The sequence below is a fragment of the Mycobacterium sp. NGS41 genome (genome assembly GCF_059812725.1).
Window position 1 is genome coordinate 1 of the sequence record NZ_JCALDF010000049.1, and the last position, 25,951, is coordinate 25,951.

Annotated in this window: 29 protein-coding genes, 3 tRNA genes and 1 pseudogene; 17 read left to right on the forward strand and 16 right to left on the reverse strand. The window is 64.6% G+C overall.

The window, feature by feature from the left end; genetic code table 11:
• On the reverse strand, positions 1-989 hold a 989-nt coding region (locus tag AC5Y21_RS24885; RefSeq protein ID WP_499916617.1), incomplete at its 3' end, for an ABC transporter ATP-binding protein.
• An 8-nt stretch (positions 990-997) separates the two neighbouring features.
• Positions 998-1,954, reverse strand: a complete 957-nt coding sequence (locus AC5Y21_RS24890) for an ABC transporter substrate-binding protein (protein WP_499916619.1) — start codon at positions 1,952-1,954, stop codon at positions 998-1,000.
• A 146-nt stretch (positions 1,955-2,100) separates the two neighbouring features.
• Here AC5Y21_RS24890 and AC5Y21_RS24895 point away from each other — a divergent pair, with 146 nt between their 5' ends.
• Positions 2,101-2,469, forward strand: a complete 369-nt coding sequence (locus AC5Y21_RS24895) for a LapA family protein (protein ID WP_499916621.1) — start codon at positions 2,101-2,103, stop codon at positions 2,467-2,469.
• 118 nt (positions 2,470-2,587) lie between these two features.
• Here AC5Y21_RS24895 and AC5Y21_RS24900 read toward each other — a convergent pair whose 3' ends face one another.
• Together AC5Y21_RS24900 and AC5Y21_RS24905 are read right to left on the reverse strand one after the other, a co-directional pair.
• Complete coding sequence (locus AC5Y21_RS24900; protein WP_499916623.1) at positions 2,588-3,637, reverse strand: phosphotransferase family protein; 1,050 nt, start codon at positions 3,635-3,637, stop codon at positions 2,588-2,590.
• A gap of 9 nt (positions 3,638-3,646) precedes the next feature.
• Positions 3,647-4,255 carry a histidine phosphatase family protein gene (locus tag AC5Y21_RS24905; protein ID WP_499916625.1) on the reverse strand — a complete coding sequence of 203 codons (609 nt, stop codon included), beginning with the start codon at positions 4,253-4,255 and terminating at the stop codon, positions 3,647-3,649.
• 85 nt (positions 4,256-4,340) lie between these two features.
• On the opposite strand from AC5Y21_RS24905, the gene AC5Y21_RS24910 reads away from it, so the two are divergent.
• From AC5Y21_RS24910 to AC5Y21_RS24930, 5 genes are read left to right on the forward strand one after another with little or no spacing between them, the layout of a single operon-like run.
• Positions 4,341-5,387, forward strand: a complete 1,047-nt coding sequence (locus tag AC5Y21_RS24910) for a phosphotransferase family protein (protein WP_499916627.1) — start codon at positions 4,341-4,343, stop codon at positions 5,385-5,387.
• A gap of 1 nt (position 5,388) precedes the next feature.
• On the forward strand, positions 5,389-6,153 hold the full coding sequence (locus AC5Y21_RS24915; RefSeq protein WP_499916629.1) for an SDR family NAD(P)-dependent oxidoreductase: 765 nt from the start codon (positions 5,389-5,391) through the stop codon (positions 6,151-6,153).
• 24 nt (positions 6,154-6,177) lie between these two features.
• A complete protein-coding gene (locus AC5Y21_RS24920; RefSeq protein WP_499916631.1) occupies positions 6,178-7,476 on the forward strand; it encodes an acyl-CoA dehydrogenase family protein in 1,299 nt (432 codons plus the stop codon).
• Positions 7,473-8,084, forward strand: coding sequence for a TetR/AcrR family transcriptional regulator (locus AC5Y21_RS24925; RefSeq protein WP_499916633.1), 612 nt, complete (start codon positions 7,473-7,475; stop codon positions 8,082-8,084). The genes AC5Y21_RS24920 and AC5Y21_RS24925 overlap by 4 nt, the downstream gene beginning before the upstream one ends.
• Entirely contained in the window at positions 8,084-9,076 is a 993-nt protein-coding gene (locus tag AC5Y21_RS24930) for an NADPH:quinone oxidoreductase family protein (protein ID WP_499916635.1), read from the forward strand. Before AC5Y21_RS24925 ends, AC5Y21_RS24930 begins: the two co-directional genes overlap by 1 nt.
• A gap of 53 nt (positions 9,077-9,129) precedes the next feature.
• On the opposite strand, the gene AC5Y21_RS24935 is transcribed toward AC5Y21_RS24930, so the two are convergent.
• On the reverse strand, positions 9,130-11,010 hold the full coding sequence (locus AC5Y21_RS24935; protein WP_499916637.1) for an alkyl/aryl-sulfatase: 1,881 nt from the start codon (positions 11,008-11,010) through the stop codon (positions 9,130-9,132).
• A gap of 169 nt (positions 11,011-11,179) precedes the next feature.
• Here AC5Y21_RS24935 and AC5Y21_RS24940 point away from each other — a divergent pair, with 169 nt between their 5' ends.
• The 3 genes and pseudogenes from AC5Y21_RS24940 to AC5Y21_RS24950 all read left to right on the forward strand — a co-directional run bounded on the left by AC5Y21_RS24940 (position 11,180) and on the right by AC5Y21_RS24950 (position 13,463).
• The gene (locus AC5Y21_RS24940) at positions 11,180-11,653 is read left to right on the forward strand and encodes a lipoprotein LpqH (protein ID WP_499916639.1); all 474 of its coding nucleotides are present in this window, start codon (positions 11,180-11,182) and stop codon (positions 11,651-11,653) included.
• Between the two features lie 314 nt (positions 11,654-11,967).
• Positions 11,968-12,749: pseudogene (locus AC5Y21_RS24945) on the forward strand (serine/threonine-protein kinase); the annotation flags it as partial.
• 201 nt (positions 12,750-12,950) lie between these two features.
• On the forward strand, positions 12,951-13,463 hold the full coding sequence (locus tag AC5Y21_RS24950) for a lipoprotein LpqH (protein ID WP_499916667.1): 513 nt from the start codon (positions 12,951-12,953) through the stop codon (positions 13,461-13,463).
• Here the strand turns inward: AC5Y21_RS24950 and AC5Y21_RS24955 are convergent.
• The 6 genes from AC5Y21_RS24955 to AC5Y21_RS24980 form a co-directional block, all read right to left on the reverse strand.
• The gene (locus AC5Y21_RS24955) at positions 13,460-14,968 is read right to left on the reverse strand and encodes a sensor histidine kinase (RefSeq protein ID WP_499916641.1); all 1,509 of its coding nucleotides are present in this window, start codon (positions 14,966-14,968) and stop codon (positions 13,460-13,462) included. The genes AC5Y21_RS24950 and AC5Y21_RS24955 overlap by 4 nt on opposite strands.
• Positions 14,946-15,650 (reverse strand): response regulator transcription factor, encoded by a 705-nt coding sequence (locus AC5Y21_RS24960; protein ID WP_499916669.1) that lies wholly within the window; start codon positions 15,648-15,650, stop codon positions 14,946-14,948. Before AC5Y21_RS24960 ends, AC5Y21_RS24955 begins: the two co-directional genes overlap by 23 nt.
• A gap of 154 nt (positions 15,651-15,804) precedes the next feature.
• Positions 15,805-15,963, reverse strand: a complete 159-nt coding sequence (locus AC5Y21_RS24965) for a DUF6131 family protein (RefSeq protein ID WP_499916643.1) — start codon at positions 15,961-15,963, stop codon at positions 15,805-15,807.
• A 36-nt stretch (positions 15,964-15,999) separates the two neighbouring features.
• A complete protein-coding gene (locus tag AC5Y21_RS24970; protein WP_499916645.1) occupies positions 16,000-16,218 on the reverse strand; it encodes a flagellar basal body-associated FliL family protein in 219 nt (72 codons plus the stop codon).
• A 151-nt stretch (positions 16,219-16,369) separates the two neighbouring features.
• The gene (locus AC5Y21_RS24975) at positions 16,370-16,780 is read right to left on the reverse strand and encodes an MmcQ/YjbR family DNA-binding protein (protein WP_499916647.1); all 411 of its coding nucleotides are present in this window, start codon (positions 16,778-16,780) and stop codon (positions 16,370-16,372) included.
• Complete coding sequence (locus AC5Y21_RS24980) at positions 16,773-17,738, reverse strand: class I SAM-dependent methyltransferase (RefSeq protein WP_499916649.1); 966 nt, start codon at positions 17,736-17,738, stop codon at positions 16,773-16,775. Before AC5Y21_RS24980 ends, AC5Y21_RS24975 begins: the two co-directional genes overlap by 8 nt.
• Positions 17,739-17,882: 144 nt before the next feature.
• Between AC5Y21_RS24980 and AC5Y21_RS24985 the strand changes: the two genes are divergently transcribed.
• Complete coding sequence (locus AC5Y21_RS24985; protein ID WP_499916651.1) at positions 17,883-18,230, forward strand: nuclear transport factor 2 family protein; 348 nt, start codon at positions 17,883-17,885, stop codon at positions 18,228-18,230.
• Positions 18,231-18,280: 50 nt separating this feature from the next.
• Positions 18,281-19,279 (forward strand): phosphotransferase family protein, encoded by a 999-nt coding sequence (locus tag AC5Y21_RS24990; RefSeq protein ID WP_499916671.1) that lies wholly within the window; start codon positions 18,281-18,283, stop codon positions 19,277-19,279.
• Positions 19,280-19,424: 145 nt separating this feature from the next.
• Here AC5Y21_RS24990 and AC5Y21_RS24995 read toward each other — a convergent pair.
• Together AC5Y21_RS24995 and AC5Y21_RS25000 are read right to left on the reverse strand one after the other, a co-directional pair.
• A tRNA-Arg gene (locus tag AC5Y21_RS24995) sits at positions 19,425-19,497 on the reverse strand.
• A 32-nt stretch (positions 19,498-19,529) separates the two neighbouring features.
• Positions 19,530-19,618 (reverse strand) — tRNA-Ser (locus AC5Y21_RS25000).
• Positions 19,619-19,707: 89 nt separating this feature from the next.
• Here AC5Y21_RS25000 and AC5Y21_RS25005 point away from each other — a divergent pair.
• Together AC5Y21_RS25005 and AC5Y21_RS25010 are read left to right on the forward strand one after the other, a co-directional pair.
• Positions 19,708-20,790: an aromatic amino acid aminotransferase gene (locus AC5Y21_RS25005; protein ID WP_499916653.1), complete on the forward strand. Its 1,083-nt coding sequence runs from the start codon at positions 19,708-19,710 to the stop codon at positions 20,788-20,790.
• Positions 20,787-21,242: a DUF4334 domain-containing protein gene (locus AC5Y21_RS25010; protein ID WP_499916655.1), complete on the forward strand. Its 456-nt coding sequence runs from the start codon at positions 20,787-20,789 to the stop codon at positions 21,240-21,242. Before AC5Y21_RS25005 ends, AC5Y21_RS25010 begins: the two co-directional genes overlap by 4 nt.
• A gap of 10 nt (positions 21,243-21,252) precedes the next feature.
• Here the strand turns inward: AC5Y21_RS25010 and AC5Y21_RS25015 are convergent, their stop codons facing one another.
• Positions 21,253-21,843 (reverse strand): TIGR03086 family metal-binding protein, encoded by a 591-nt coding sequence (locus AC5Y21_RS25015; RefSeq protein WP_499916657.1) that lies wholly within the window; start codon positions 21,841-21,843, stop codon positions 21,253-21,255.
• A gap of 23 nt (positions 21,844-21,866) precedes the next feature.
• Between AC5Y21_RS25015 and AC5Y21_RS25020 the strand changes: the two genes are divergently transcribed.
• Positions 21,867-22,691: a crotonase/enoyl-CoA hydratase family protein gene (locus AC5Y21_RS25020; protein ID WP_499916659.1), complete on the forward strand. Its 825-nt coding sequence runs from the start codon at positions 21,867-21,869 to the stop codon at positions 22,689-22,691.
• Here the strand turns inward: AC5Y21_RS25020 and AC5Y21_RS25025 are convergent.
• A complete protein-coding gene (locus AC5Y21_RS25025) occupies positions 22,678-23,070 on the reverse strand; it encodes a hypothetical protein (protein ID WP_499916661.1) in 393 nt (130 codons plus the stop codon). The genes AC5Y21_RS25020 and AC5Y21_RS25025 overlap by 14 nt on opposite strands.
• 59 nt (positions 23,071-23,129) lie before the next feature.
• Here AC5Y21_RS25025 and lipE point away from each other — a divergent pair, with 59 nt between their 5' ends.
• A complete protein-coding gene (gene lipE / locus AC5Y21_RS25030; protein WP_499916673.1) occupies positions 23,130-24,365 on the forward strand; it encodes a lipase LipE in 1,236 nt (411 codons plus the stop codon).
• A gap of 29 nt (positions 24,366-24,394) precedes the next feature.
• Positions 24,395-24,586: a hypothetical protein gene (locus tag AC5Y21_RS25035; protein WP_499916663.1), complete on the forward strand. Its 192-nt coding sequence runs from the start codon at positions 24,395-24,397 to the stop codon at positions 24,584-24,586.
• A gap of 111 nt (positions 24,587-24,697) precedes the next feature.
• Here AC5Y21_RS25035 and AC5Y21_RS25040 read toward each other — a convergent pair.
• Positions 24,698-24,784: transfer RNA gene (locus AC5Y21_RS25040), tRNA-Ser, on the reverse strand.
• A gap of 100 nt (positions 24,785-24,884) precedes the next feature.
• Here AC5Y21_RS25040 and AC5Y21_RS25045 point away from each other — a divergent pair.
• Entirely contained in the window at positions 24,885-25,856 is a 972-nt protein-coding gene (locus AC5Y21_RS25045) for an NAD(P)H-quinone oxidoreductase (RefSeq protein ID WP_499916665.1), read from the forward strand.
• Positions 25,857-25,951: the final 95 nt, after the last annotated feature.

A 25,951-nucleotide genomic window follows, 5' to 3' on the forward strand; every position in this document is an offset into this window, starting at 1 on the left:
AGTGCGGCATCCAGCGCCTGGCTGAGGTTGCCACCCAGGCGGAACACGGAACCGACCGCGCTCATGCTGTCGGACAACGACGCGCCATCGCGGTGCCGACCCAAGCCGTCGCCGTCGATCCAGCCCAACGGCGCTCCCTCGTCGTCGACCACCACCGCCCAGCCGTCCGCCGGCTGCGTGGCCGCGGCGACGCCGTTAGCGGGGATGCGCTCGATGTCGTGCAACGGCAGCCGGTCTGCGTCCATGAGCTGCAGCCACCGGTAGCCGCGGCCGAGACCGATGAACCGCGACACGAAGTCGTTGGCGGGCTCCGACAGCAGCCGCGCGGGTTCGTCGTACTGCTGCAGCACTCCGCCCCGACCGAACACGGCCACTTTGTCGGCAAGGATCAGTGCCTCGTCGATATCGTGCGTGACGAAGACAATGGTCTTGTGTAATTCGCTTTGCAGGCGCAAGATTTCGCGTTGCAGCTCGTGACGCACCACGGGGTCGACGGCCGAGAACGGCTCGTCCATCAACAAGATCGGCGGATCGGCGGCCAATGCGCGCGCCACCCCGATGCGTTGTTGCTCACCACCGGACAGCTGTGCGGGATAGCGGGTGGCGAGATTGGGGTTCAGCCCTACCCGTTCGAGCACCTCGTAGGCGGCTTTGCGGGCTGCCTTGCGGGACTGGCCTTTCAGTACCGGCACCGTCGCGATGTTGTCGATGACACGTTGGTGGGGCATCAGCCCCGCATTCTGGATGACGTAGCCAATTCCGAGGCGCAGCTTCACCGGGTTGACGTCTGTCACGTCGGACCCGTTGACGGTGATGGTGCCCGAGGTCGGCTCGACCATCCGGTTGATCATCCGCAGCGCCGTGGTCTTGCCGCTGCCGGAGGAGCCGACGAAGACCGTCAACTTACCGTCGGGGACCTCAAGGCTCAGCTGGTCGACGGCGGAGGTCCCGTCGGCGAATACCTTGCTGACTTTGTCGAAAGTGATCAAATGTCGGCCTATTTCCCGTTTGGGTGGTCGAAGCCGTTGTCGCGCACCCAGTTTCGTGCGGCTTGATCGGGATCGATGCCGCCGTTACCCGAAACCGCGGCGTTGAGCCTGGCCAGACCGGAGGTGGTCAGCTTCGCCGACACCGCGTCCAGAACATCTTTGAGGCGGTCCGATTTCTTTTGCGAATTCACCAGCGGCACAATATTTCCGGCCAGGAAATTGTGCTCCGGATCCTCGAGCGCAACCAGGTGGTTCTGCAGGATCGCCGGTGAGGTACTGAAGATGTTTGCGGCAGTCACCTTGCCCTCCACCAACGCCCGCACCGTCACCGCGCCCCCACCGTCGTTGACGGCGACGAAGTTGCCGGGAGCGATGTCGAGTCCGTACTTCTGCCGCAGTCCCGGCAACCCCGCCGGCCGGGTTTGGAATGCCGACGGCGCGGCGAATCTCACGTCTGCCGAATGTGCCGCCAAGTCCGCAATCGTTTTCAGGTTCCACATGGTGGCGGTGCCATCGGTGACGGTGACCGTGTCTGTGTCTGAGGCCGGCGACGGCGTCAGAACCGACAAGTCACCGGGCAGTCGTTTGTAGAGCTCCAGCTCGACGGCATCCAGCATGGTCGCCGTGGAATTGGGCGCGAAGTACAGCAGTAAGTTCCCGATGTATTCGGGCACCAGGTCGATGGAATGGTCTTTGAGCGCCGGGATGTATGTCTCGCGGCTGCCGATCCCCATCCGTCGTCCGATGTCGAAGCCGTTGGCCTGCAAGGCCTGTGCATAGATTTCGGCCACGATGACAGATTCGGGGAAGTCACCCGATCCGACCACGATGGATTTCATGCTGCGAGTCTCCGGGCCAAGCGGATCGGAATTGCTGCATGCGGCGACGAGGCAGACCATCAACACCACGGCCAGGCACGCTGCGGCGGGAACTGTCGCGCTCAGCGCGCGCCGCAGCATTTTCATGCTGCCGACATTAACGTCAGAAACCGGCGAACGCCGCTACGGTCGTCAACGCATTGGCGGTCGGCCCGGACCCGCTGCGCCCGGTTACAGGAGGCTTTCCGCGTGGTTTCGTTTGATTCTGCGGCAAATGGGACAAAGATGACACTATGAGCAGCACTCCCCCTGCCGCGCCCGAACCGTCCGAACCGCCCGCCCCTAAGCCGGCGCCGCCCCCACCAATGCCCCGCACCGAGACGAAGGCCGTGGACCCGGCAGTCGGATTGACCCGCGCCGGTGCGCTGTGGGCGGCATTGATCACGGGCTTCCTGGTGCTGATCCTGTTGCTGATCTTCATAGTCCAGAACATCGACCCTGCTGACTTCCATCTCTTCGGCTGGCAATGGCGACTGCCGTTAGGGGTGGCCATTCTGCTGGCGGCAATAGGTGGCGGACTGCTGACCGTCGCGGTTGGCACCGCGCGAATCCTTCAGTTGCGCCGCGCGGCCAGGAAGCACCTCGTCAAACCCACTAAATAGCGGGTACTGGGCGTCTTTCGCCAGTGCCGAGCCTGCGTCCAGGGCCTACAAGTCGCGGGTGCGGTAGCGCTGTTCGCAGAATCGATGGCGTAGCCGCAGACTCGATTGCGCTCAGCGGCTAGGTGCTCAGCCTGGCGAGTTCGGCGAGGCCGCGCGAGATCAGCGGCGCCACGACTTCCGGCCCGTCAGATGTGTCGTCTTTCCCCTGCGCCTGTTCGGACATACGTCTGCGGAAATCGATCCCGGCCGCGATGATGGCCAGCTTGAAGTAAGCCAACGCCATGTAGAACTCCCAATGCCCCAGCGACAGCCCGGAAACCAGCGAATAGCGGTCGGCAAGCTCGTCGGCCGTGGGCAGCAGCGGCGATGTCCAGGCAGCCTGCGCGTTGACGATCAGGTCCAATGCCGGATCGCGGTAGACGCACATCAGGGCCGCGTCGCTGAGCGGATCCCCCAGCGTCGAGAGCTCCCAGTCCACGACCGCGCGAACCCGCGTCGGGTCGTCCGCATCCAGAATCGTGTTGTCGATCCGATAGTCGCCGTGCACGATCGAGGTGCGGCTCTGCTCCGGAATCGATTGCTGCAGGCCGGAATGCAGTCGCTCAACGTCACCGTCGCGGTAGTCGTCGGGCAGGCGGACCAGCTCCCATTGCGAGCCCCAGCGGCGCACCTGTCGCTCCAGGTAGCCGCTGGGTTTGCCGAAATCGCCCAGCCCTACCGCGTTCGGATCGACGCTGTGCAGGTCGACCAGCACCCGGATCAGCGAGTTGACACAGCCGTCGATGGTACTGCGGCTGAGCGCTTCGAGCTGGGCACGCCGGCGCACCACTTGTCCGGCAACGAATTCGACGATCTGGAACGGCGCACCCAGCACCGAGTCGTCCTCGCACAGCGCGATCGTGCGCGCCACCGGAACCGGTGTGTCCTGCAGCGCGGCCACGACCTTGTACTCGCGAGCCATGTCGTGCGCCGACGGTGTCAGGCCGTGCAGCGGTGGACGCCGCACCAGCCAGCTCGTCTTGTCGTCGTAAACCCGGAATGTCAGGTTGGAGCGGCCACCGGAGATGAAATCGCCGCGGAGTTCGCCGTCGCGCCCGACGCCGAGCGAACGCAGATACTTGTCCAGCGCGGCCAGGTCGAGCCCGTCGAGTCGGTCAGCCGAAGTCACCTGACTTGTTTACCACCGCTGATTGCGCGGCAGCAGGTCCCACACGTGTTCGGTGGAATTAACCGTCGCCACGGTCGCCTGGCCGGTCCGGGAGAACAGCAACCGAGTCACCGACGCGTAGTCGATGGGAAACGACAGCAGCCGCGCCGTCCCCAGAATCTCGTGCAACACGACGTTGATCACCCCGCCGTGGCTGAACGCCGCAACCGTGTCGTCGGGATCGGCTTTGGCGACGACGTCGTCGACCACCTCACGGACGCGTGCCCGGAACGCGTCTTCGTCGACCGCGCTGGGCAGATGTCCCTGGGCCATGCGCGCCCACTCCTCGGGTTTTTCCCGGCGGATCTGCTCGACGGGGATGTACAGCGGGAGGTCGCGGTCGTACTCGGCGAACCGGTCGTCGATCTCGACCGGGAGCTCGAGTGCCGCCGCGACCGGCTCAGCGGTCTGGATGGCACGCCGCTGCGGGCTGCTTACCACCCGGGAGATGGGGAACCTGGCAAGTGCGTCCGGCAGTCGCTTGACCTGCGCCAACCCGTCCTCCGACAGGTCTGGGTCGGAGCCCTCGCCGGGTTCGCTGCGCAGCGGCAACGCATGCCGGACCAAAAGCAGTTGCATGGCTCAAGCCTCGCACGCGGATTTCGGGCCTTCCCAACCCGCCGGAGAATGCTATTCTCTGCGGGGAGATTGGGGTGTGCAGACAATGACGACTGCGAGCGGGACTCAACTGGACGCGGGTGTTCTCGGGCGCTGGCTCGACGCGAATGATGCACCGGGTCATGGCGAAGAACCAGCGTTGGAACAGCTCAGTGGCGGCTCGCAGAACACGCTGTATCTGGTCCGGCGCGGTGCCGAGCGCATGGTGCTCCGGATGCCCGGCCCGCGCGCCGACGCCGCCCGGATTGACGGCCTGTTGCGCGAGATCCGGCTGGTGCGGGCGCTGTCCGGAACCGATGTGCCGCACGCGGAGCTGATCGCCGCCGACGACACCGGCACCGTTCTCGGCCTGCCGTTCTATGTCATGCGGGCGATCGACGGGTGGAGCCCGATGGACGGTGGGTGGCAATCGCCGTTCGACACCGACCTGCGGGCCCGGCGCGGGCTGGCATTCCAGCTCGTCGAAGGGGCCGCCAAACTCGGCCGAGTGGACTGGCGCGCCCAGGGCCTCGACGGCTTCGGCCGCCCCGACGGGTTCCACGACCGGCAGGTCGACCGCTGGCTGTCGTTCCTCGACGCGTACAAGGTGCGCGATCTTCCCGGCCTGGACGTGGCCGCGGACTGGCTGCGCCGCAACCGGCCTGCGCACTACAAGCCGGGGATAATGCACGGCGACTACCAGTTCGCCAACGTGATGTTCGCGCACGGAGATCCGGCCCGTCTGGCCGCGATCGTGGACTGGGAAATGACCACGGTCGGCGATCCGCTGCTGGACCTTGCGTGGGCACTGCTGGGCTACGACGGCGAAGAACCGCGCGCCGACGGGTTTTATCTGGACATGCGCGGAATGCCGACCCGCAGCGAACTGCTGGCCCACTACGAGGCGGTCAGCGGGTTGTCCACTGAGAACATTGATTACTACTTGGTGTTGGCCAACTGGAAGCTGGGCATCGTGCTGGAAAAGACCTACGCCGCTGGTGTGCGCACTGGCAAAGTCGACCCCAAGATCACTGACGCCTTTGGCCCGATGATTCTTCAGCTCATCGCAACCGCGGGCGAGCTGGCCCGCTCTCTACCGACGAAGGCGCACTGAAATGGGTTATGCCGACGGACTTTTCGACCTTACGGACCGGGTGGTGCTGATTACCGGCGGCAGCCGTGGCTTGGGGCGTGAGATGGCGTTCGCGGTTGCGCGCTGCGGCGCCGATGTGGCGATCGCCAGCCGGAACTTGGATAACTGCGTGGCCACCGCCAAAGAAATCGAGGCCGAGACCGGCCGCTCCGCAATGGCTTATCAAGTGCACGTGGGACGCTGGGATCAGCTCGACGGATTGGTTGACGCCACCTACGAGCGGTTCGGCAAAGTCGACACGCTGATCAACAACGCGGGCATGTCACCGCTTTACGACAAGCTGACCAATGTCACCGAGAAGCTGTTCGACGCGGTGGTGAATCTGAATCTCAAAGGCCCCTTCCGATTGTCGGCATTGGTGGGCGAGCGAATGGTCGCGGCCGGTCGCGGATCGATCATCAACGTGAGCTCCACCGGTTCGCTACGCCCGGGTGGCGACATCATCCCCTACGCGGCGGCCAAGGCCGGCCTCAACGCCATGACCGAGGGGCTGGCACGCGCGTTCGGGCCCACCGTGCGGGTGAACACGCTGATGGCGGGACCGTTTTTGACCGACGTCAGCAAGGCCTGGGGTCTCGAAAAGGACAAGACCAACAGGTTCGGCCATCTTTCACTGCAACGCCCCGGAGACCCGCCCGAAATCATCGGCGCCGCTTTGTTTTTGGCCTCTGACGCGTCCAGCTTCACTACAGGTTCGATCGTGCGCGCCGACGGCGGCATTCCCTGAGTTTCAGAAAGACAGGAGCATTCGATGGCATGGGATTTCTCTACCGACCCCGAGTTCGAGAAGAAGCTGGATTGGATTCGTGAGTTCGTCCACGAAGAGGTGGAACCGCTTGAGGTGCTGTTCCCGGGCTGCGAGTTCCTCCCGCTGACTGACGAGCGGCGCCGGATAGTCGACCCACTCAAACAGCAGGTCCGCGACCAAGGCTTGTGGGCGCCGCATTTGGGCCCCGAGCTCGGCGGGCAGGGCTTCGGCGCGGTGAAGCTGACGTTGATCAATGAGATCCTCGGTCGCAGCCCCTGGGCGCCGATCGTATTCGGAACGCAGGCTCCCGACACCGGCAACGCGGAAATCATCGCGCGCTTCGGCACTCAGGACCAGAAAGACCGTTACCTGGACGGACTGCTGTCCGGAGAGATCTTCTCGTGTTTCTCCATGACGGAGCCGCAGGGTGGCGCCGACCCGCGGGTCTTCACAACACGCGCTGTTCGGGACGGGGACGACTGGGTGATCACCGGTCGAAAATTCTTCTCCTCCAATGCCGCTGTGGCATCATTCTTCATCGTCGTCGCGATCACCGATCCCGACGTGCCCGTTCATCGCGGCGCGTCGACGTTCCTCATTCCAGCGGGCACGGAAGGCCTCACCATCGAGGCCAACTACCACCTGGTCGGCGCGTCTCCGAACGAGCCGGGGCACTCCCTGGTGCGCTACGACGAGGTGCGGGTGCCGTCCGACGCGCTGCTCGGCGAACCCGGTCAGGGCTTCCTGATTCTGCAGGCACGGCTGGCGGGCGGCCGGCTGCATCACGCCATGCGGTCGATCGGGGTGGCGCAACGGGCCGTCGAGATGATGTCGCGGCGAGCGAAAAGCCGCTTCACCCAAGGGAGTTCGCTTGCAGACAAGCAGTTGGTGCAGCAGTTCATCGCCGACTCCTATACCGAGCTGATGCCGTTCCGGCTGGCTGTGATGCACGCCGCCTGGCTGATCGACACCGCCGGCGAGCATGCCGCACGCGCTGAGATCGGTGCCTGCAAGATCCTTGCGTCGCAGGTGCTCAAATCCATTGGGCTGCGCGCGATCCAGGTGCACGGCGCATTAGGCACCACCGACCAGCTGCCCTTGGTGAACGTGCTGCTCGGTGGGGTGGCGCTGGGGCTGGCCGACGGACCCACCGAGGCACACAAGGTCAACCTGGCCAAGCTGCTGCTCAAGAACTACGCGGGTGAGGACCCCGAGTGGCCCAGCGAATTGCGAGACATCCGTCGCGAGGCCGCGCTTGCCAAGTATGGGGACCTTGTTCCCGCGCTTACCGATTCGCCGTGAACACGCGAGTCACTGCGGCCGTCGAGCGAGCACTCGACGGTCGGCAACGGGAGGCCACCGAGGAGGTCGAACGCATCCTCGCCGCGGCCGTTCGGGTAATGGAACGTGCCGCGCCCGAACCGCCGCGCGTCAGCGATATCGTCGCCGAGGCCGGTTCGTCGAATAAGGCGTTCTACCGCTATTTCGCCGGCAAAGACGATCTCATCCTGGCCGTCATGGAACGCGGGGTGGGGATTGTTGTGTCCTACCTGCAACATCAGATGGCCAAGGAGTCCAGGCCGGAGGACAAGGTGGCGCGCTGGATCGAGGGCACCCTGGCGCAGGTCGCCGACCCGCAGCTGAGCAGCATGAGCCGCGCGGCGGCCAGACAGATGTCGGCCGGAACCAATTGGCGCGCGGCCGAACAGGAGATGATGCGCCCGCTGCGTGATCTCCTGACCGCCCCGATCGCCGCGCTGGGCAGTAACGACGTCGCCCGCGACGTCGATGCAGTGTTCAGCTGCACCGCAGCGACCATGCGGCGATACATGGTTTCTCCGGACCGCTATGACGCGGCCGACGTAGCGCACCTGGTCCGGTTCTGCCTGAGCGGGCTGGGGGTCAGTTGATGCGCGCGGTCGTCTGCCAGAAATACGGTGCGCCTGAAGATCTGGTGATCTCTGATATTCCCGACCCTGTTCCGGGTCCGGGCCAGCTGCTGGTGCGGGTGCACGCCGCGGCGGTCAACTTCCCCGATGTGCTGTTCATCGCCGGCAAGTACCAGGTGCGGATTCCGCCGCCGTTCACGCCGGGCAACGAGCTCGCCGGCGAGGTGTTAGCCGTCGGCGAAGGCTCGCCGTTTAAAGCGGGCCAGCGGGTGTTCGGGACCACGGGGGTCGGGGCGTTTGCCGAAAAGGCTCTCCTCGATGGAGCGGTGACTTCCCTGGTACCCGACGATGCCGACTTCGCCTCGGCTGCAGCCTTCGGCGTCACGTACCGCACTGCGTATCACACGCTGCGATCGGTTGCCGAAGTCGCGCAGGGCGATTGGGTGGTCGTACTGGGCGCTGCCGGCGGCGTGGGCCTGGCTGCCGTCGACCTTGCGGTAGCGATGAAGGCGCGGGTGCTGGCGGTGGCATCCGGAGCGGACAAGCTGCGGCTGTGCGCGCAGCGCGGCGCGGAAGCCACCGTCGACTATGACCGCGAGGACTTGAAAACCCGCATACGCGAACTCACCGGCGACGCCGCCCGGGTGGTCCTCGACCCCGTCGGCGGGCCTTATGCGGAGCCGGCGTTGCGGGGTCTGGCCCGCGGCGGAACGTTCATCACTCTGGGCTATGCCGCGGGAACGATTCCGGCCATACCGCTCAATCTCGTTCTACTCAAGGACATCACCGTTCGCGGCATGGAGATACGTACGTTCATGGGCGATCATCCTGCGGAGGCCGCGCGTGACATGGCCGAGCTATCGAAGATGTTTGCCACCGGGGCGATCCGGCCGTACATCGGTGCGCGGTTCCCGCTCAACGAGACACCGGCGGCGTTGCGGCATGTGGCCGAGCGCAAGGCACTTGGCAAGGTGATCATCGACGTATTGCCGGTTAGACGCAAAAGTCCCTAATTCGTACCGCATTCGGGGGCTTTTGCGTCTGCTCGCGGGACTAACGGTGCTAGCTAAGGGGTGACAATGTTGAAGGCCGCGTCCGGTTGGTCGAGTGCGCCCAAAAGCGCCTGCAGCGCCGCCGAATCGCCGGAGAGTTCCAGCCCGGGTGAGGTGAAATCGCCCGCAGAAGCCGTCAACAGCCGAAACTTGTTGTCCAGCTTTACCGTAACCGCTGCGGTCTCGGGATCTGCTGCAACCTTGCGGTAGACCAGTACTCCGTTGCGCAGCGCAAGCCGGTAGTTGAAACCCTCATCAGCGAAGGTGACATCAATGGCGATATCAAGATCCCAGCTGCGCGGCCCGTTGACACGGATCGCAAGGCTGTCGAAGATCTGCTCGGGTGTCAACTGGGAAAGCAATGTCGGCGAGCTGGTTTGCACCGCAGTGCCGAAGTTGCCGTCGCGCAATTCAGTGGCCCCGGACAGGAAGAAATTGCGCCACGTCGCGTTCTCGGCGCCGTAGGCAAGCTGCTCCAGCGTGTCGGCATACAGACCGCGGGCGCCGGCATGCTGGGTGTCGGTGAATACCGCGTGGTCCAGTAGCGTTGCTGCCCAGCGGAAGTCACCGGAGTCAAAGGCCGCCTGGGCGAGCTCGACGACGCGGTCGATGCCGCCAAGTGCCTCGACATAGCGAGGGCCCAACGCCTCCGGGGGATGTGGCCACAAGCGGCCCGGGTTACCGTCGAACCAACCCATGTAACGCTGGTAGACCGCCTTTACGTTGTGGCTGACCGAGCCGTAATAGCCCCGGGCATGCCAGGCTTGATCCAATGCCGGTGGCATCTGGAACATCTCGGCGATTTCCACACCCGTATATCCCTGGTTGAGCAGTCGCAGCGTCTGGTCGTGCAGGTACGCATACAGATCCCGTTGCAGTGCCAGGAATTCGACGATGCGCTCCTTACCCCAGGTCGGCCAGTGGTGCGATGCGAACACCACGTCGGTGCGGTCGGCGAACGTGTCGATCGCCTCGGTGAGGTAGCCCGACCACGCATGCGGGTCGCGGACCAACGCGCCCCGTAGGGTCAGCAGGTTGTGCAGGTTGTGAGTGGCGTTCTCGGCCATGCACAGCGCGCGGAAACGCGGGAAATAGAAATGCATCTCGGCGGGCGCCTCGGTGCCCGGCGCCATCTGGAACTCGATTTCCACGCCGTCGATGGTGTGCTTCTCCCCGGTTTCCCGGATGTCGACGGTCGGCACGATGATGGCCACCTCACCGGTCGACGGGGTCTGGCCGAGCCCGCAGCCAACCTGCCCTTGGGGCCCGCGCGCCAGCAGGGTCCCGTACATATAGGACGCTCGGCGTGTCATTGCCGGTCCGGCGTAGACGTTCTCCTGGACGGCATGGGTGGTGAAGCCTTCGGGCGCCAGCACCGTCACCGCTCCCGAGTCCACGTCGGCTTGTGAAGTGACACCGAGTACCCCGCCGAAATGGTCGACGTGGCTGTGGGTGTAGATCACCGCGACGACGGGACGGTCGCCGCTACGGTGGGTGCGGTACAAGCCCAGCGCCGCAGCGGCCGTTTCGGTGGACACCAAAGGATCGATGACGATGATTCCGGTGTCGCCCTCGACGAAGGTGATGTTCGAAAGGTCGAGACCGCGTACCTGATAGATGCCCGGGACCACTTCGTAGAGCCCTTGCTTGGCGGCCAGCGTCGATTGCCGCCACAGGCTGGGGTGCACCGACGGCGGTGCCGGGCCGTCGAGAAACGCGTACACATCGTTGTCCCACACCACGCGTCCGTCGGCCGCTTTGACGACGCAAGGGGACAAGGCAGCAATGCATCCACGATCGGCATCGTAAAAATCCGTTGTGTCGCCGAACGGCAAAATGTGTTCGCTATGGGCCGACTCGATGACTGCTGTAGGCGGTTTCTGGTCCATCGTCAATACCTTGCCACCAGCCCGGCCGGTCGAAAAGAGCCTGCTCAGCGGCGACGAGTTTACGAATACGAAAATAGTTTGTCGTAGACCCTAGAACTTGCGTCCAGTTAACCCGCATACTGCCGAGGCGGTCCGCAATGTCGACGGACCACATCGATCGGGCAAAGGAGAACAGGTGAAGCGTGAGCTGACGGTCGCGGTAGCCGGAGCGGCAATTCTGGTCGCGGGTCTGTCTGGGTGTTCGAGCAACAAGTCGAATCCGGGCGGCGTTGCAACTTCGGTGCCGGGAGGCTCCGTTTCAGTCGGGGGCGCGAACGCGTCGAAGGTGATCATCGACGGCAAGGACCAGAACGTTCAGGGCACTACTGTGTGCACCAAAACCCCCGGCAATGTCAGCATTGCGGTCGGTGGAAACACCACCGGGATTAGTGTCGTACTCACCGACGCCAATCCGCCTGAAGTCAAGGCGGTCCAGCTGGGCAACGTCAATGGAGTGACCCTTCAGTACGCGCAGGGCGGCCAGGGCAACGCCACAGCGAAGAAGGACGGCAACACGTACAAAGTCACCGGCACCGCGACCGGGGTTGACATGGCCAACCCGACGCAGCCGGTTAACAAGCCGTTCGAAATCGACGCGACGTGCTCTTAGCGTTCCGCTGACAATGCGGCCTGGCGCTACGGAGCCGGGCAAATTGCGCCTGTTTGCCGGTGCGGTTGCCGCTCGTTGAGTGGCAACCGCACCGTAAACTCAGACGTCGATGGGATCAGACGCCCTCAGGGTGTCCAAAAACGGTGGGGAAACCCGTGCACGAGGCACCCGGCAGCTCTGCAGCGAAAGACACAAACGATTCCGTCGACGGAGTCAACCGCTCCAATGCTCAGGGCTCACCAAATCTTTCACCGAGTGACCGCGGTACGCCGTTTGGCCGGTACCGGTTGCTCGAGTTGCTGGGTCGTGGCGGCATGGGTGAGGTGTGGCGGGCGTTAGACACCGAAGCCAATAACCGCACCGTGGCAATCAAACTGCTTCCGGCACATCTTGCCGGCGACAGTTCCTTTGTGCAGCGGTTCCGGCGGGAGGCTGATGCGGCTGCGCAGCTGAACAATCCGCACATAATCCCGATCCACAACTACGGCGAGATCGACGGCAAGCTGTATGTGGATATGCGGTTGGTAGAGGGCCGCGACCTACAGCACGTGCTGTCGGCGGGTCCGTTGGAGCCGGCGCGTGCGGTGCGGATCATCGAGCAGGTGGCGAAGGCGTTGCAGGCCGCCCACAAAGTCGGGTTGGTCCACCGTGACGTCAAGCCGTCCAACATTCTGGTTGACGAAGACGATTTCGCCTACCTGATCGATTTCGGCATCGCACGCGGGGCCGATCAGACCGGCTTAACCGGCACTGGGAACATGATCGGCAGCCTGCATTACATGGCACCGGAGCGCTTGCAGGCCCAGCAGGCCGATGCTCGTGCGGACATCTACGCGTTGGCATGCGTGCTATACGAATGTCTTACCGGAAGCCGCTCCCGTTCCGCGGCGACTCGTTGGAAAGCCAAGTGGCCGTACATCTTACGGAACCACCACCCCAACCATCAGCCCAACCTAACGTGCCCGCAGAGTTAGACGCGGTGATTGCCAGGGGAATGGCCAAAAACCCGGGTGTGCGGTATCCGACGACGATCGAATTGGCAACTGCCGCACGAGATGCGATCACCGTCCCCAACCAGCGTCCGACACCGAACGCCGCAACGGTCCCGACAACCCGACAGGCACCCTTCCCGTCGGCAGAGCAGGCGCGCGATGGGGGCAGCTTCCAACCGAACATCGTTCAGCCTGGGGTATTCGCCTCGTCGAACCCGGCGGCACCGCCGTGGCACGCGCCGTATGCCCCGACGACGACTGCTAAGAGCGGTCGCGGTGCAGCAATCGTGCTGATCCTTTGCGCGATAACACTTGTCGTCGTAGTCGCAGTGGTCATCGGCGTTTTCGTCTTCGGCAAATTCAGCCCGTCAGAGTCGACGCCCACAGCGTCGGCAACCCCGACAGCGGAGCCGTCCGTTGCCATGCCAACCGTGCCGTCCTCCAAAGGCGTCCCGTCGCTTGCCCCCGGTGGCGGGGCTTCTGCCGCGAAGGTGATCATCGACGGTGTAGACCAGAAGGTAGGCGGCTCGGTCGTCTGTGTGACCACCGGCGGCAACGTCAACATCTCAATCGGTGGCGCGTCGATCGGGGTCGCCGCCGTACTCAGCGACGCTGACCCTCCGCTGGTGAAATCCGTTGGGCTGGGCAACGTTAACGGTGTGACACTTGGATATTCGTCGGGCGGGGGCCAGGGTAATGCCTCGGCGACGAAGAACGGCAACAGCTACACGATCACCGGGACGGCTACCGGCGTTGACATGGCCAACCCGACGACGCCAGTGACCAAACCATTTGAAATCGACGTGACCTGTTCCTAGCTCGGCGACGGTGCGGGGGGTTGCCACCCGTCGAGCGGCAACCGCACCGTGAACTCGGTATGGCCGGGCGCACTGTTAAGCGTGATTGTTCCGTTGTGCGCCTTGACAACCGCGGACGCGATCGCCAGACCCAGTCCGGTGCTGCCGCCTTTGCGGGATCGTGAGGAATCGCCGCGCGCGAACCGCTCGAAGACCTCCGACTGGAGTGCTCCCGGAATGCCAGGGCCGTTGTCGATCACCCGAAGAACGGTGTGCGCCGGTTCGGTGCTCAGCCGCGTCGTCACGACGGTACCGGCACCGGTGTGGATGCGGGCGTTGGCAAGCAGGTTCGTCACCACCTGGTGCAGCCGGGCCGCATCACCCGGCACGACGACCGGTTCTTCGGGTAAATCGAGCTCCCACTGGTGATCCGGTCCGGCCACATGCGCGTCACTGACCGCGTCGACCGCCAGCCGGGACAGGTCGACCGGTTCGCGTTCCAGGGGCCGGCCGGAGTCCAGACGGGCCAGCAGCAGCAGGTCCTCGACGAGACGCGTGATCCGCTCGGTCTCGGACGCCACCCGACTCATCGCGTGCGCCACGGCTTCTGGGTCATCACCCATCCGCTGGGTGAGTTCGGTGTAGCCGCGGATCGCTGCCAGGGGCGTGCGTAGCTCGTGGCTGGCATCGGCGACGAACTGGCGCACCCGGGTCTCACTGGCCTGCCGCGCCGACAGCGCAGCGGCGATGTGGTCAAGCATCCGGTTCAGCGCCGACCCGAGTTGTCCAACCTCGGTGTAGGGGTTGGCGTCGGATTCCGGCACCCGCACCGGCAGTTCCACCTCGCCGCGGGCCAACGGCAGATCGGCGACCTTGCTTGCGGTTTGAGCGACCCGCCGCAGCGGCGCCAGCGCCCGCCTGATGATGACGAGGCCCGCGGTGGTCGCGGCGACCAGCGCGACAACGGTGACGATCGCGAAGATCAGCAGTATCCGCAACATCGTCGCATCGACGTTGGACATCGACAGGCCGGTCACGATGATGTCGCCGCCACCGCGGCTGGGGGCCGCAACCACGCGGTACCGCCCGAGCCCGTCGAGGTCCACGGTCACCGGTCTGCGGCTACCGGCGATATGTTGCAGCTGGTCCTGCGCGGTCGGGGTCAACGCGGCCCGGGAACCGCTGCTGGTCAGGTACCCGGCCTCGACCGTCGTGCCCTTGCTGACCACCGCCGCGACCATGCCGGCCGGCTGCCCCGGGGCGTCGAGGAACCTCGGCCCCGGTCCCGGCCTCGGAAGACTGCGCGGCCCGTGCCGGTGCGGCGGTTCGGGGTACAGCAGCGCGGAGCGGTAGGAGGTGCCGCCGAGTTGCTGGTCGAGTTGCTTCACCAGATGGTGCCGCAGTGCCAGCTCGGTTACCGCGGTGATTCCGACGCAGACGATGGCGAGCACGACGACCTGCCCGACCAGCAGCCGGAAACGCAGCGACCAGACTCGCGGAGTTCTAGCGCGCCGGCTTAAGGACATAGCCCGCGCCGCGCAGCGTGTGGATCATGGGTTCGCGACCGCTGTCGATCTTCTTGCGCAGGTAGGAAATATACAACTCGACGATGTTTGACCGGCCGCCGAAGTCGTAGCTCCACACCCGATCCAAGATCTGTGCCTTGCTCAGCACCCGCTTGGAGTTGCGCATCATGAACCGCAGCAGTTCAAACTCGGTGGAAGTCAACGAGATCGGCTCGCCGGCGCGCGTCACTTCGTGGCTGTCCTCGTCGAGCACCAGGTCGCCCACCACCAGCTGCGCACCGCTGTCCACCGTGGTCACTCCGGTGCGCCGCAGCAACGCCCGCAATCGCAGCACGACCTCCTCGATGCTGAACGGTTTGGTGACGTAATCGTCACCGCCGGCGGTCAGCCCGGCGATGCGGTCTTCGACCGCGTCCTTGGCGGTCAGCAGCAGCACCGGCAACTGCGGAATCTCTTCGCGCAGTTTGTGCAGCACCTCGAGGCCACTCATATCGGGCAGCATGATGTCGAGAACGACAACGTCGGGCCGCTGGGCGCGGGCGGCGGAAATCGCCGACGATCCGTCCCCGGCGGTGGCGATGTTCCAGCCCTCGTATCGCAGCGCCATCGACACCATTTCGGCGAGAACAGGTTCGTCGTCGACTACCAGCACATTGATCGGGTTGCCGTCGGCACGGCACATGACCACGCGCTCAACCGCTGTTCGGGGATACGACACAGTTTCAAGTATCCGCATGCGACTGGGCCGACGCTATGGGAATCCTTGGTGTGCTCTGTGAAAAGCCGCGTGACTGCCGAAGCAGCCACGCGGCTTATCCGCTAGGTTTGATGTGTGGTTAGTACCAGTACCGCCGGCCGGCCACCGGACGACCCACAGACCCCATGATCCACAGGACCGCACCGATAACCAGTAGGACGATGCCAAGCGTCCACAAAATGTGGAGCGTAGGGAACACAAGTCCCAGAATAATCAATACGACACCGAGTGCGATCATGGTTAACTTCCTTTGTTGAGAGGGTCCAGAGTTCACTTATTGCTTGGGCTGCGGCACATTCACCGGCGGCACATTGCAATTGACTGCGGGATTGATTTTGTAATTCAAGGGCCCCGCAATCACTGTCGTTGCGATGGATGCCGCTGAGGCGCAGTTACTTGGCCCATTTTCAAAGTAGTGCCGCTGCCACGCCGCGAATACGCCGATGAGCAGCCACACCACAACGATCGCGCCAATAATTCCGCGGCCTCGCATCGTGACCTCCGTTGTGTCCGAGAGTAAATCCCGTCCACTAGCGATACCCGCCGGGCCGATGTCTAAACATCTTGCTTGCGCTGGAATGGCGCGGTTTCGACCCTGCCTAAGACAGCCCTTATGGGCGCCGCGATCGGCTGGCTGGGAACCGTTAGTGCTGTTGGGCCAGCCATGCCGTCGCACGTTTTTTCGATGCCCGCGACAGCCACGCATCCTGAACCAACTCGGTTAATTCCGCCTTGCTGATTTCCTTGAGCCGGCAGGCCCGCACCAGCACCGATGGATGCCCGTCGAAATGGTCGGTGGTGAAGAACGGCGAAGCAGGATCCTGGACCAGCGCCAGTTTGTCGCTCTCCGACTCCACCCAGAGCATGATCACGTCGGCGTAGCGTTCGCCGGTGGCCGGATCGGTCGCGTCGGGTTGGGGAGTACGGAAGAACACGAACGACTTGCCGCCCACCTGATAGATGAAGTTGCCCTTCGGCCCTTCCAGGCGCGTGACGTGGGGCATTGACGCGGCGATCTGATGCACGTCGTCGACGCGGGCCTTGCGATCAGCCATGGCCGCCCGACAGGCCGTCAGCCTGACGCTGCGCGGACACAAAAAGCGTTGGCGGCATTGAGTCCTCGGCACCCTGTGGAATGCTGCGGCCGTAGCGCGCCATCAGCTCGGGGAACGTCGCCGCCGAAGCGTCCCAGCCATGTTCACGCAACCAGTCGGCGACGGGTGTGCGTTCCTCGGCGTACCAAAGGTCGTCGAAATCCGTGATCTCGGCGTCGACCAGCCGGGCGGCCGCGGCCCGCATGCGCCGCATTTCCTCGCGCTGCCGCTGTACGCGCTCGGGAGCCGTGAAACCCTCGGCGGGAACATTTGAGGCCAGCCAGCTACCGCCGGCGCTGAGGGCATGCATGCGTTCGAACAACAGATCCTGGGCCTGCGCCGGCAGATACCGCACCAATCCCTCGGCCGACCAGGCGCATGGCTTCGATGTGTCAAACCCGGCTTCCTGCAGAGCTTTTGGCCAGTCCTGGCGCAGGTCTATCGGCACGTTCACCAGTTGCGCCGTCGGTTGAGCGCCGTGATCGCGCAGTGTTGCGGACTTGAACTCCAGCACCTTGGGCTGGTCCAGCTCGTAGACAACGGTGCCGTCCGGCCACGGCAGTCGCCACGCACGCGCGTCCAGGCCGGACGCCAGAATCACCACCTGACGCACGCCGGCATCGGCCGCACCCAGAAAAAACTCGTCGAAAAACGCTGTCCGCGTGGCCATGAAATCGATCATCAGGCGCAGGCGCGTTCGCATGTCCGGCTCGAGGCCGGACGTGTCGGCCAGCAGTGCGGGGTCCGCGTACAGGCTCCACACGCCGTCGCCCGCCGCATTCACGAAAACCCGCGCGAAGGGGTCGTTGATAAGCGGGTCGTCGCTCTCGGTCTCAGCGGCGCGCGCCGCGGCGACACCCAGTGCGGTGGCACCGACGCTGTGAGTGATGTCCCAGGAATCGTTGTCGGTTCGCGGCATCTGTCCGCCTCTCTATGCCGGCCCAGCCAGATAGTCAGTTTCGCAAACTATTCTTCCAGCCGCCCGACCCGTCTTGGCGGCTCCGGCCGTCCGTCAAGGGTGCCCTACGCTTTTTCCCAGACGGTCGACAGGTTTAGGAGTGCCATGGCTCGTACGCCGCAGGAAGTATTCGCCCACCACGGGCAAGCGCTCGCCGCAGGCGACCTCGACGACATCGTGGCCGACTACGCCGACGACTCCGTGGTGATCACATCAACGGGCGTGGCCCGCGGCAAGGACGACATCCGGCAGGTGTTCGTCAAGCTGCTCGACGATCTGCCCAGTGCCGCCTGGGATTTGAAGACCCTGATTTTCGACGGTGACGTGCTTTTTCTCGAATGGGCGGCCGATTCGGCGGTGAACTGGGTGGACGACGGCGTCGACACATTTGTGTTCCGCGACGGCATGATCTGGGCACAGACAGTCCGGTACACCCCGCAGGCCAAGGGCTGACAACCGTGGACCCCCAAAACGCAGTGGATTTGAATGTCGTCGCGGACTGGATGTCGGAGCAGGGGTTGGGCGAGGGCCCGCTGAACGACGTCTCCGCGGTCACCGGCGGAACCCAGAACGTCATGCTGCGCTTCACCCGGTCCGGCCGGGGCTACGTACTTCGTCGGGGACCGCGGCACCTGCGGCCCCGCAGCAACAGCGTGATCCTGCGGGAAACCAAGGTACTCGCCGCGCTGGCCGGCTCCGACGTGCCGCACCCACACCTGATCGCCGCCTGCGACGACCCCAGCGTTCTCGGCGACGCGGTCTTCTACCTGATGGAGCCGATAGACGGGTTCAACGCCGGCGAAGGGCTGCCGCCGCTCCACGCGGGCGACGCCGACATCCGGTACGGCATGGGCCTGTCGATGGCCGACGCCTTGGCGAAGCTGGGGGCCGTCGACCATGAGGCCGTTGGCCTTGCCGATTTCGGCAAACCGGAAGGCTTCCTGGAACGCCAAGTGCCACGCTGGCTTTCGGAGCTGGAGTCCTACCAGGAGTACGACGGCTACCCCGGGCCGGACATCCCTGGCGTCGAGGAGGTCGCCGCCTGGCTGGAGAGCCATCGACCGACGAGCTGGAAACCGGGCATCCTGCACGGCGACTACCACGCCGCCAACGTGATGTTCTCCCGAACCGGCCCCGAGGTGGTCGCCATCTGCGACTGGGAGATGTCCACGATCGGCGATCCCCTGCTGGACCTGGGCTGGCTGTTGGCCACCTGGCGCCAGCCCGACGGGTCGTCCGTGTTCAGCCACGCCCTCGGCGCGCAGGACGGGCTTGCCAGCACCGACGATCTGCTACGGCAGTACGCCGCCAACACCACTCGCGACTTGACCCATATGACGTGGTACACCGTGCTGGCCTGCTTCAAGCTCGGCATCGTGATCGAGGGCACGCTGGCTCGCGCGTGTGCGGGCAAGGCCGAGAAGGAAGTCGGCGACCAACTTCACGCCGGCACGGTGCACCTGTTCGAACGAGCGCTGGGGCTTATCGAGATAAGGACCTGAGGCGCTGTGTTGTAAGGCTTTGTCGCGTCGGTAACGCCAAGGGAGGGACCATCCGAGTCTGAAAAGCGCTATCACGGGTGATATCGCAATCATGAGTCGACTGGTCCCGCCTTCGCGCTACCGACGTCACCAAAAGGTGTACCTGCGCGCCCGAAGAGATTCGAACTCCCAACCTTCTGATCCGTAGTCAGATGCTCTATCCGTTGAGCTACGGGCGCTTGTCTTCAGTTGTGTCCGCCGAGAAACTACGCGGAGGCGAGAGGATTTGAACCTCCGGTCCCCTTTGAGGGGGACAACTCATTAGCAGTGAGCCCCATTCGGCCGCTCTGGCACGCCTCCCTTGGACTTCATGAGGGTACCCGACTTGTTCCCGGCATCCCCGAACCGCCGGAGGCATAGCGTACACAGCGGCGACATATGCTGTCGAAGTGACCGCCCGCCTGCGTACCATGCTGGCCGGGCTTCCGGTTTACGTTCCTGGCAAAACGGTGCCGGGCGCCATCAAACTGGCCAGCAACGAGACCGTGTTCGGCCCGCTACCCAGCGTGCGCGCGGCAATCGAGCGGGCCGTCGACGTCGTCAACCGCTATCCCGACAACGGCTGCGTGCAGCTCAAGGCAGCGCTGGCCAAGCACCTGGGCTCTGACTTCGCGCCTGAGCACGTCGCCGTCGGTTGCGGATCGGTCAGCCTTTGCCAGCAACTCGTGCAGATCGCGGCCTCGGCGGACGACGAGGTGATCTTCGGCTGGCGAAGCTTCGAGCTCTATCCGCCGCAGGTCCAGGTCGCCGGCGCGATCCCGATCCAGGTGCCGTTGACCGACCACACCTACGACCTGTACGCGATGCTGGCCGCGGTCACCGAACGCACCCGGCTGATCTTCGTCTGCAACCCCAACAACCCCACGTCCACCGTCGTCGAGCCGGACGCGCTGGCGCGCTTCGTCGAGGCAGTGCCGTCGCACATCCTGATCGCCATCGACGAGGCCTATGTCGAGTACATCCGCGACGGCATGCAACCCGACAGCTTGGAACTTGTCCGCTCCCACAGCAATGTCGTTGTGCTGCGGACGTTCTCGAAGGCGTACGGGCTGGCGGGCTTGCGAGTCGGGTACGCCATCGGCCATCCGGACGTGATCACCGCGCTGGACAAGGTCTATGTGCCGTTCACCGCGACGAGCGTCTCGCAGGCCGCGGCCATCGCGTCGCTGGACGCCGCCGACGAGCTGCTGACCCGCACCGACGCCGTCGTCGCAGAGCGCACCCGGGTCAGCTCGGCGCTGCGCGAGGCCGGATTCACCCTGCCGTCGTCTCAGGCCAACTTCGTCTGGCTGCCGCTGGGACCCCGCACCCGGGACTTCGTCGAGCAGGCCGCCGATGCGCGCATCGTGGTTCGCCCGTACGGCACGGACGGCGTCCGGGTCACAATCGGCGCGCCGGAGGAAAACGACGCCCTACTTGAGTTTGCCCGGGGTTTTGCCCGTTGGACTATCGATCAGAGGAGGAACCAGTGAGTCTGGCCCGCAAGAAGTTCACCGAGTTCAAAGGGCGCGACGTTTCGGACGCCGAGCTCGACGATTACTGGGCAAGCCTGGAGCCCGCGTCCATCGAGGGAATGTTAGGCGAGTGGAAGGGCGGCGAATTCGTCACCGGCCACCGGACGAACGGTCGGCTGGCGAAGGAAGGCTGGTTCGGCAAGACCGTCAATTCGGCTACCGATGTCAAGCCGCTGATATGCGTGGACGCCGACGGGAACAAATTTTCCAACGTGGCGATGGGCAAAGGCGAGGCCAGCCTGTGGCTGGAGGAATTCCGCGGCGAAATCACCGTCACGTTGGTGTATGACGGCCAACCGTGGCACGACCATTTCAAGAAGATCGACGACAACGCCGTGATGGGCATCATGAACGGCAAAGGCGTCCTCGATAACGGCCGGCACTTCTATTTCTATCTAGAACGGGTCTAGTAAGAACGGTCTAGCCGGGCCCAGCCGGGTTGCGGCCGGTGAATGCGATCAGCCGCTCCAGCGCGCTGGCGTCAGCGGGCACCTCGACCGGCTCGGCGAAGCCGCCGCGGGCCCGTTGGTCGGGCTGGATGATCTGCTGCGCCTTTTCCAGGACATATTCGACCAGCGGATCCGGGGCTTCAATCTCGTGTCCCATGGCGGTGGCGTAGTCCCAGCCGTGGACCAGAAATTCGATCGACAAGACCGCGGCAGCGACTTTGGCGGGCATCTCGGCATCACGAAACGGAACCATGCCTTCCAGGCCGTGCCGGTGCCATGCATCCAGGGTGGGCCGGGCCGCGCTGATGACTTGACCTTCCACCGAGTCGGTGTCTTCGCGCGCCGAATAGTCCGCGTCCACCATGTGCCCGAGCGTCGTGATGGAGTTCAGCAGGTGGTCGGTCAACTGCGTGATGTCGTACTCCGAACACGGGGTCTGTCTGGACTTGTCATCGCCGGCGATGGTGTGCAGGACATGCTGCAGCACCGCGAGTGAGGCTTCGGCGCTGTCCAGCTCGTCGGTTGGCGGGGAGTCCGGGCCAGGTCGCAAATCAGAGGGCATATCAGCCACGCTACGGTCTGGACATGGGCGAAACATACGAATCCGTCACCGTCGAAACCAAGGACCAGGTTGCGCAGGTGACGTTGATCGGGCCGGGCAAGGGCAATGCGATGGGACCCGCCTTCTGGTCGGAGATGCCGGAGGTGTTCGCAGAGTTGGACGCCGACCGCGACGTGCGGGCCATCGTGATCACCGGGTCGGGCAAGAACTTCAGCTACGGCCTGGACGTCCCCGCGATGGGAGGCTCGTTCACCCCGCTGCTGTCAGGGGACGCGCTGGCCGGCCCACGTGCGTTCTTCCATCGCGAGGTCAAGCGGATGCAGAACGCGATCAGTGCCGTCGCCGACTGCCGGACCCCTACCATCGCCGCGGTACACGGCTGGTGCATCGGCGGCGGCGTCGACCTGATCTCGGCGGTAGACATTCGCTACGCCAGCGCTGACGCCAAGTTCTCGGTGCGTGAGGTCAAACTGGCCATCGTCGCCGACGTCGGCAGCCTCGCCCGCCTGCCGCTGATCCTGAACGACGGGCACCTGCGCGAACTGGCGCTGACCGGGAAGGACATCGACGCGGCCCGGGCCGAGAAGATCGGCCTGGTCAACGACGTGTACGACGATGCCGAGGCCACGCTGGCCGCCGCCCACGCCACCGCCGCCGAGATCGCCGGCAACCCACCGCTGACTGTCAACGGCATCAAGGATGTCCTTGACCAGCAACGTATTTCGGCCGTTTCGGAGAGCCTGCGCTACGTCGCGGCCTGGAACGCGGCCTTCCTGCCGTCGAAGGACTTGACCGAAGGCATCCAGGCGACGTTCGCCAAGCGTCCGCCGCAGTTCACCGGTGAGTGACCCTGCTGCTTGACCGCAAGGCCGTCGCGAGCAATACCGTGCCAATCACCAAACCGGCGGCTTCGAGTAACCCGACGCTGGTGCCAGCGCGATGGTGCGTGTCGACGATATGGCTGAGCGCATGCAGCGCCCAGTGCGCGGTCGCAAAGGCCAGCGCCGGCACCCGCCACGTCGACCAGCGCACCGCCGCCAGCAGCAGCAGACCCAGCGGCAACTCGAACGACGCATTGTCGAAGATGTAGTGGTTGTTGCGCGGGCCAAATGCGCCCAAGGTGTCGAAGAAAGCTTCCGGCGCCGCCAGCATGAAAACCCCGAGGGCGAGCGAGTAGACGCCGAACAGGATCAGGATGACCTCGGTATAGCGCGAGCGTGCGGGCATATGACCACGTTAAATGCAGTGCAATTGGTTAGGCACGTACCCTCTCGGAGGTGACGACTCTGACACCAGACGGAAGAATTCGCGTCCCGGCCTACCTAGACGCCGTCACGGCGATTGGCGACGAAGACCACTCTGAGATCGATGGCGCCGCCATCGAGCGCATCTGGCAAGCGGCACGGTATTGGTACAGCGCCGGCATGCACCCCGCGATCCAGCTGTGTATCCGGCGGAACGGCCGCGTCGTACTCAACCGCGCGATCGGCCACGGCTGGGGTAATGCCCCAACCGATCCGTCCGACGCCGAGAAGATCCCCGTCACCACCGACACACCGTTTTGCGTGTACTCGGCGGCCAAGGGCATCACCGCGACCGTGATCCACATGCTCGTCGAGCAGGGACACTTCTCGCTCGATGACCGAGTCTGCGAGTTCATCCCCAGCTACACCAGTCACGGCAAGCACCGCACCACGATCCGCCACGTGCTAACCCACAGCGCCGGCGTCCCGTTTCCGACCGGGCCCAGGCCAGACCTTCGCCGCGCGGACGATCACGAGTACGCGCAGGAGCAGCTCGGCAAGCTCAGGCCGCTGTATCGGCCCGGATTGGTGCACATCTACCACGCGCTCACCTGGGGCCCGCTGATGCGCGAGATCGTCTATGCGGCCACCGGCAAGGACATTCGCGACATTTTGGCTACCGAGATTCTCGACCCACTGGGCTTCCGGTGGACCAACTTCGGCGTCGCCGAGCAGGACATCCCCCTGGTCGCGCCGAGCCACGCCACAGGGCGGCCCTTGCCGCCGGTGATCGCGGCGATCTTCCGCAAGGCGATCGGCGGAACCGTGCACGAGATCATCCCGTACACAAACACTCCGGCGTTTCTGTCGACCGTGGTCCCGTCGTCCAACACGGTGTCGACCGCGAACGAGATGTCGCGCTTCGCCGAGATTTGGCGCCGCGGTGGTGAACTCGACGGAGTGCGGATCATGAGTCCGGAGAGGATGTACGGCGCGGTGCAGGAATGCCGCCGGCTGCGGCCAGATTTCGCCGTGGGTCTGATGCCGGCTCGCTGGGGTACCGGGTACATGCTGGGCACGAACCGGTTCGGACCGTTCGGGCGCAACGCGGCCGCGGCGTTCGGAAATCTAGGCCTGGCCAACATCGCCATCTGGGCCGACCCGGCGCGCGGCATCTCCGCCGGTGTGATCAGCAGCGGCAAGCCCGGCCGCGATCCAGCCCTCAACCGCTACAACGCGCTGATGAACACGATCACCGCCCAGATCCCTGCCGGTTAACTATGCGGGCGGTGGGAACACTGCCCCGTATGGCTACGTACCGAGTGCTCAACCCTAAAGGCGAAGTTGTCGCCACCAAGGACATCGAAAGCGCCGACGACGCACATGCGTGGTTTGTCGATAACAAGGTCGAGGGCAACGAACTGGGCTGGCGCATGGAAGTAGAACACGACGGCGAATGGAATTTCTTCGACGACAGCGAGGGCGACCGTAGCTACTAGTGTCTGCCCAGACGTTCCGCCGCCGAGCGTGCGCAGAATGCCACTTACACCGGCGTGTCGATGTACAAACACGCGCGTTCGCGGCGGTGGCGGAGGACGTGGCGAAATCGGCGGTGGCGGAGGGATTTGAACCCCCGGACGGTTTTAGCCGTCTCTCGCTTTCAAGGCGAGTGCATTAGGCCGCTCTGCCACGCCACCGCGGATAAGGGTAGCGGGACCGCCGGTGGGCCTATACCGGAGATAGCGTTGCGTCGCACTAGTCACGGCTATCGGTCGCGGCGCCGGTAGCGTGGCCACCATGCGCGCCATCGTCGCCGAATCCGCTGAACAACTGACTTGGCAAGAAGTATACGATGTCTCGCCCGGGCCCGGTGAGGTGCTGGTCAAGGTGGCAGCGGCCGGCGTCAACCGCGCCGACGTGCTGCAAGCCGCCGGTAAATACCCACCACCGCCGGGAGCCAGCGAAACCATCGGCATGGAGGTGAGCGGCGTCGTCGCCGACGTCGGCTCCGATGTTCCCGGATGGTCTGTCGGACAAGAGGTTTGCGCCTTGCTGGCTGGCGGCGGTTACGCCGAGTACGTGGCGGTTCCGGCCGGTCAGCTGATGCCGCTTCCGTCGGGTGTGAACTTGGCTGATGCGGCCGGGCTTCCTGAAGTGGCGTGCACGGTGTGGTCGAACCTGGTGCTCACCGCTGGCCTCTGCGACGGCCAAGTCGTCCTGCTACACGGCGGGTCCAGCGGCATCGGAACCCACGCGATTCAGGTGGCTCGAGTGTTGGGCGCCCGGGTGGCGGTTACTGCCGGATCGCCGGAAAAGCTGCAACTGTGCCGCGACTTGGGCGCCCAGCTCACCATCAACTATCGCGACGAAGACTTCGTGGCTCGCCTGAAAGAGGAGACCGACGGCGCGGACGTGATCCTCGACATCATGGGTGCGGCATATCTGGACCGCAACATCGACGCGCTGGCCACCGACGGGCAGCTGATCGTCATTGGGATGCAGGGTGGGGTGAAAGGCGAGCTCAACCTCGGCAAGCTGCTCAGCAAACGCGCGCGGGTTATCGGCACCACGCTGCGTGCCCGGCCGACGGCCGGCCCGAACAGCAAGAGCGAGATCGTCGCAGCGGTGGCGTCGTCGGTGTGGCCGATGATCGCCGACGGCAAAGTCCGGCCGATCATCGGCAAGCGCATGCCCATCCAGCAGGCGGCCGAAGCGCATCAACTGCTGGTATCTGGGAAGGTATCCGGAAAGATCGTGCTCACCATCTAGCTGGCTGTAACTCGTGTCAAGTGGGATGTGGGCGCAACAGCGGTCATCGACAGCAGCCAGAGCCGTGTTGTCGCGGTTTCGGATATTGACGGTTC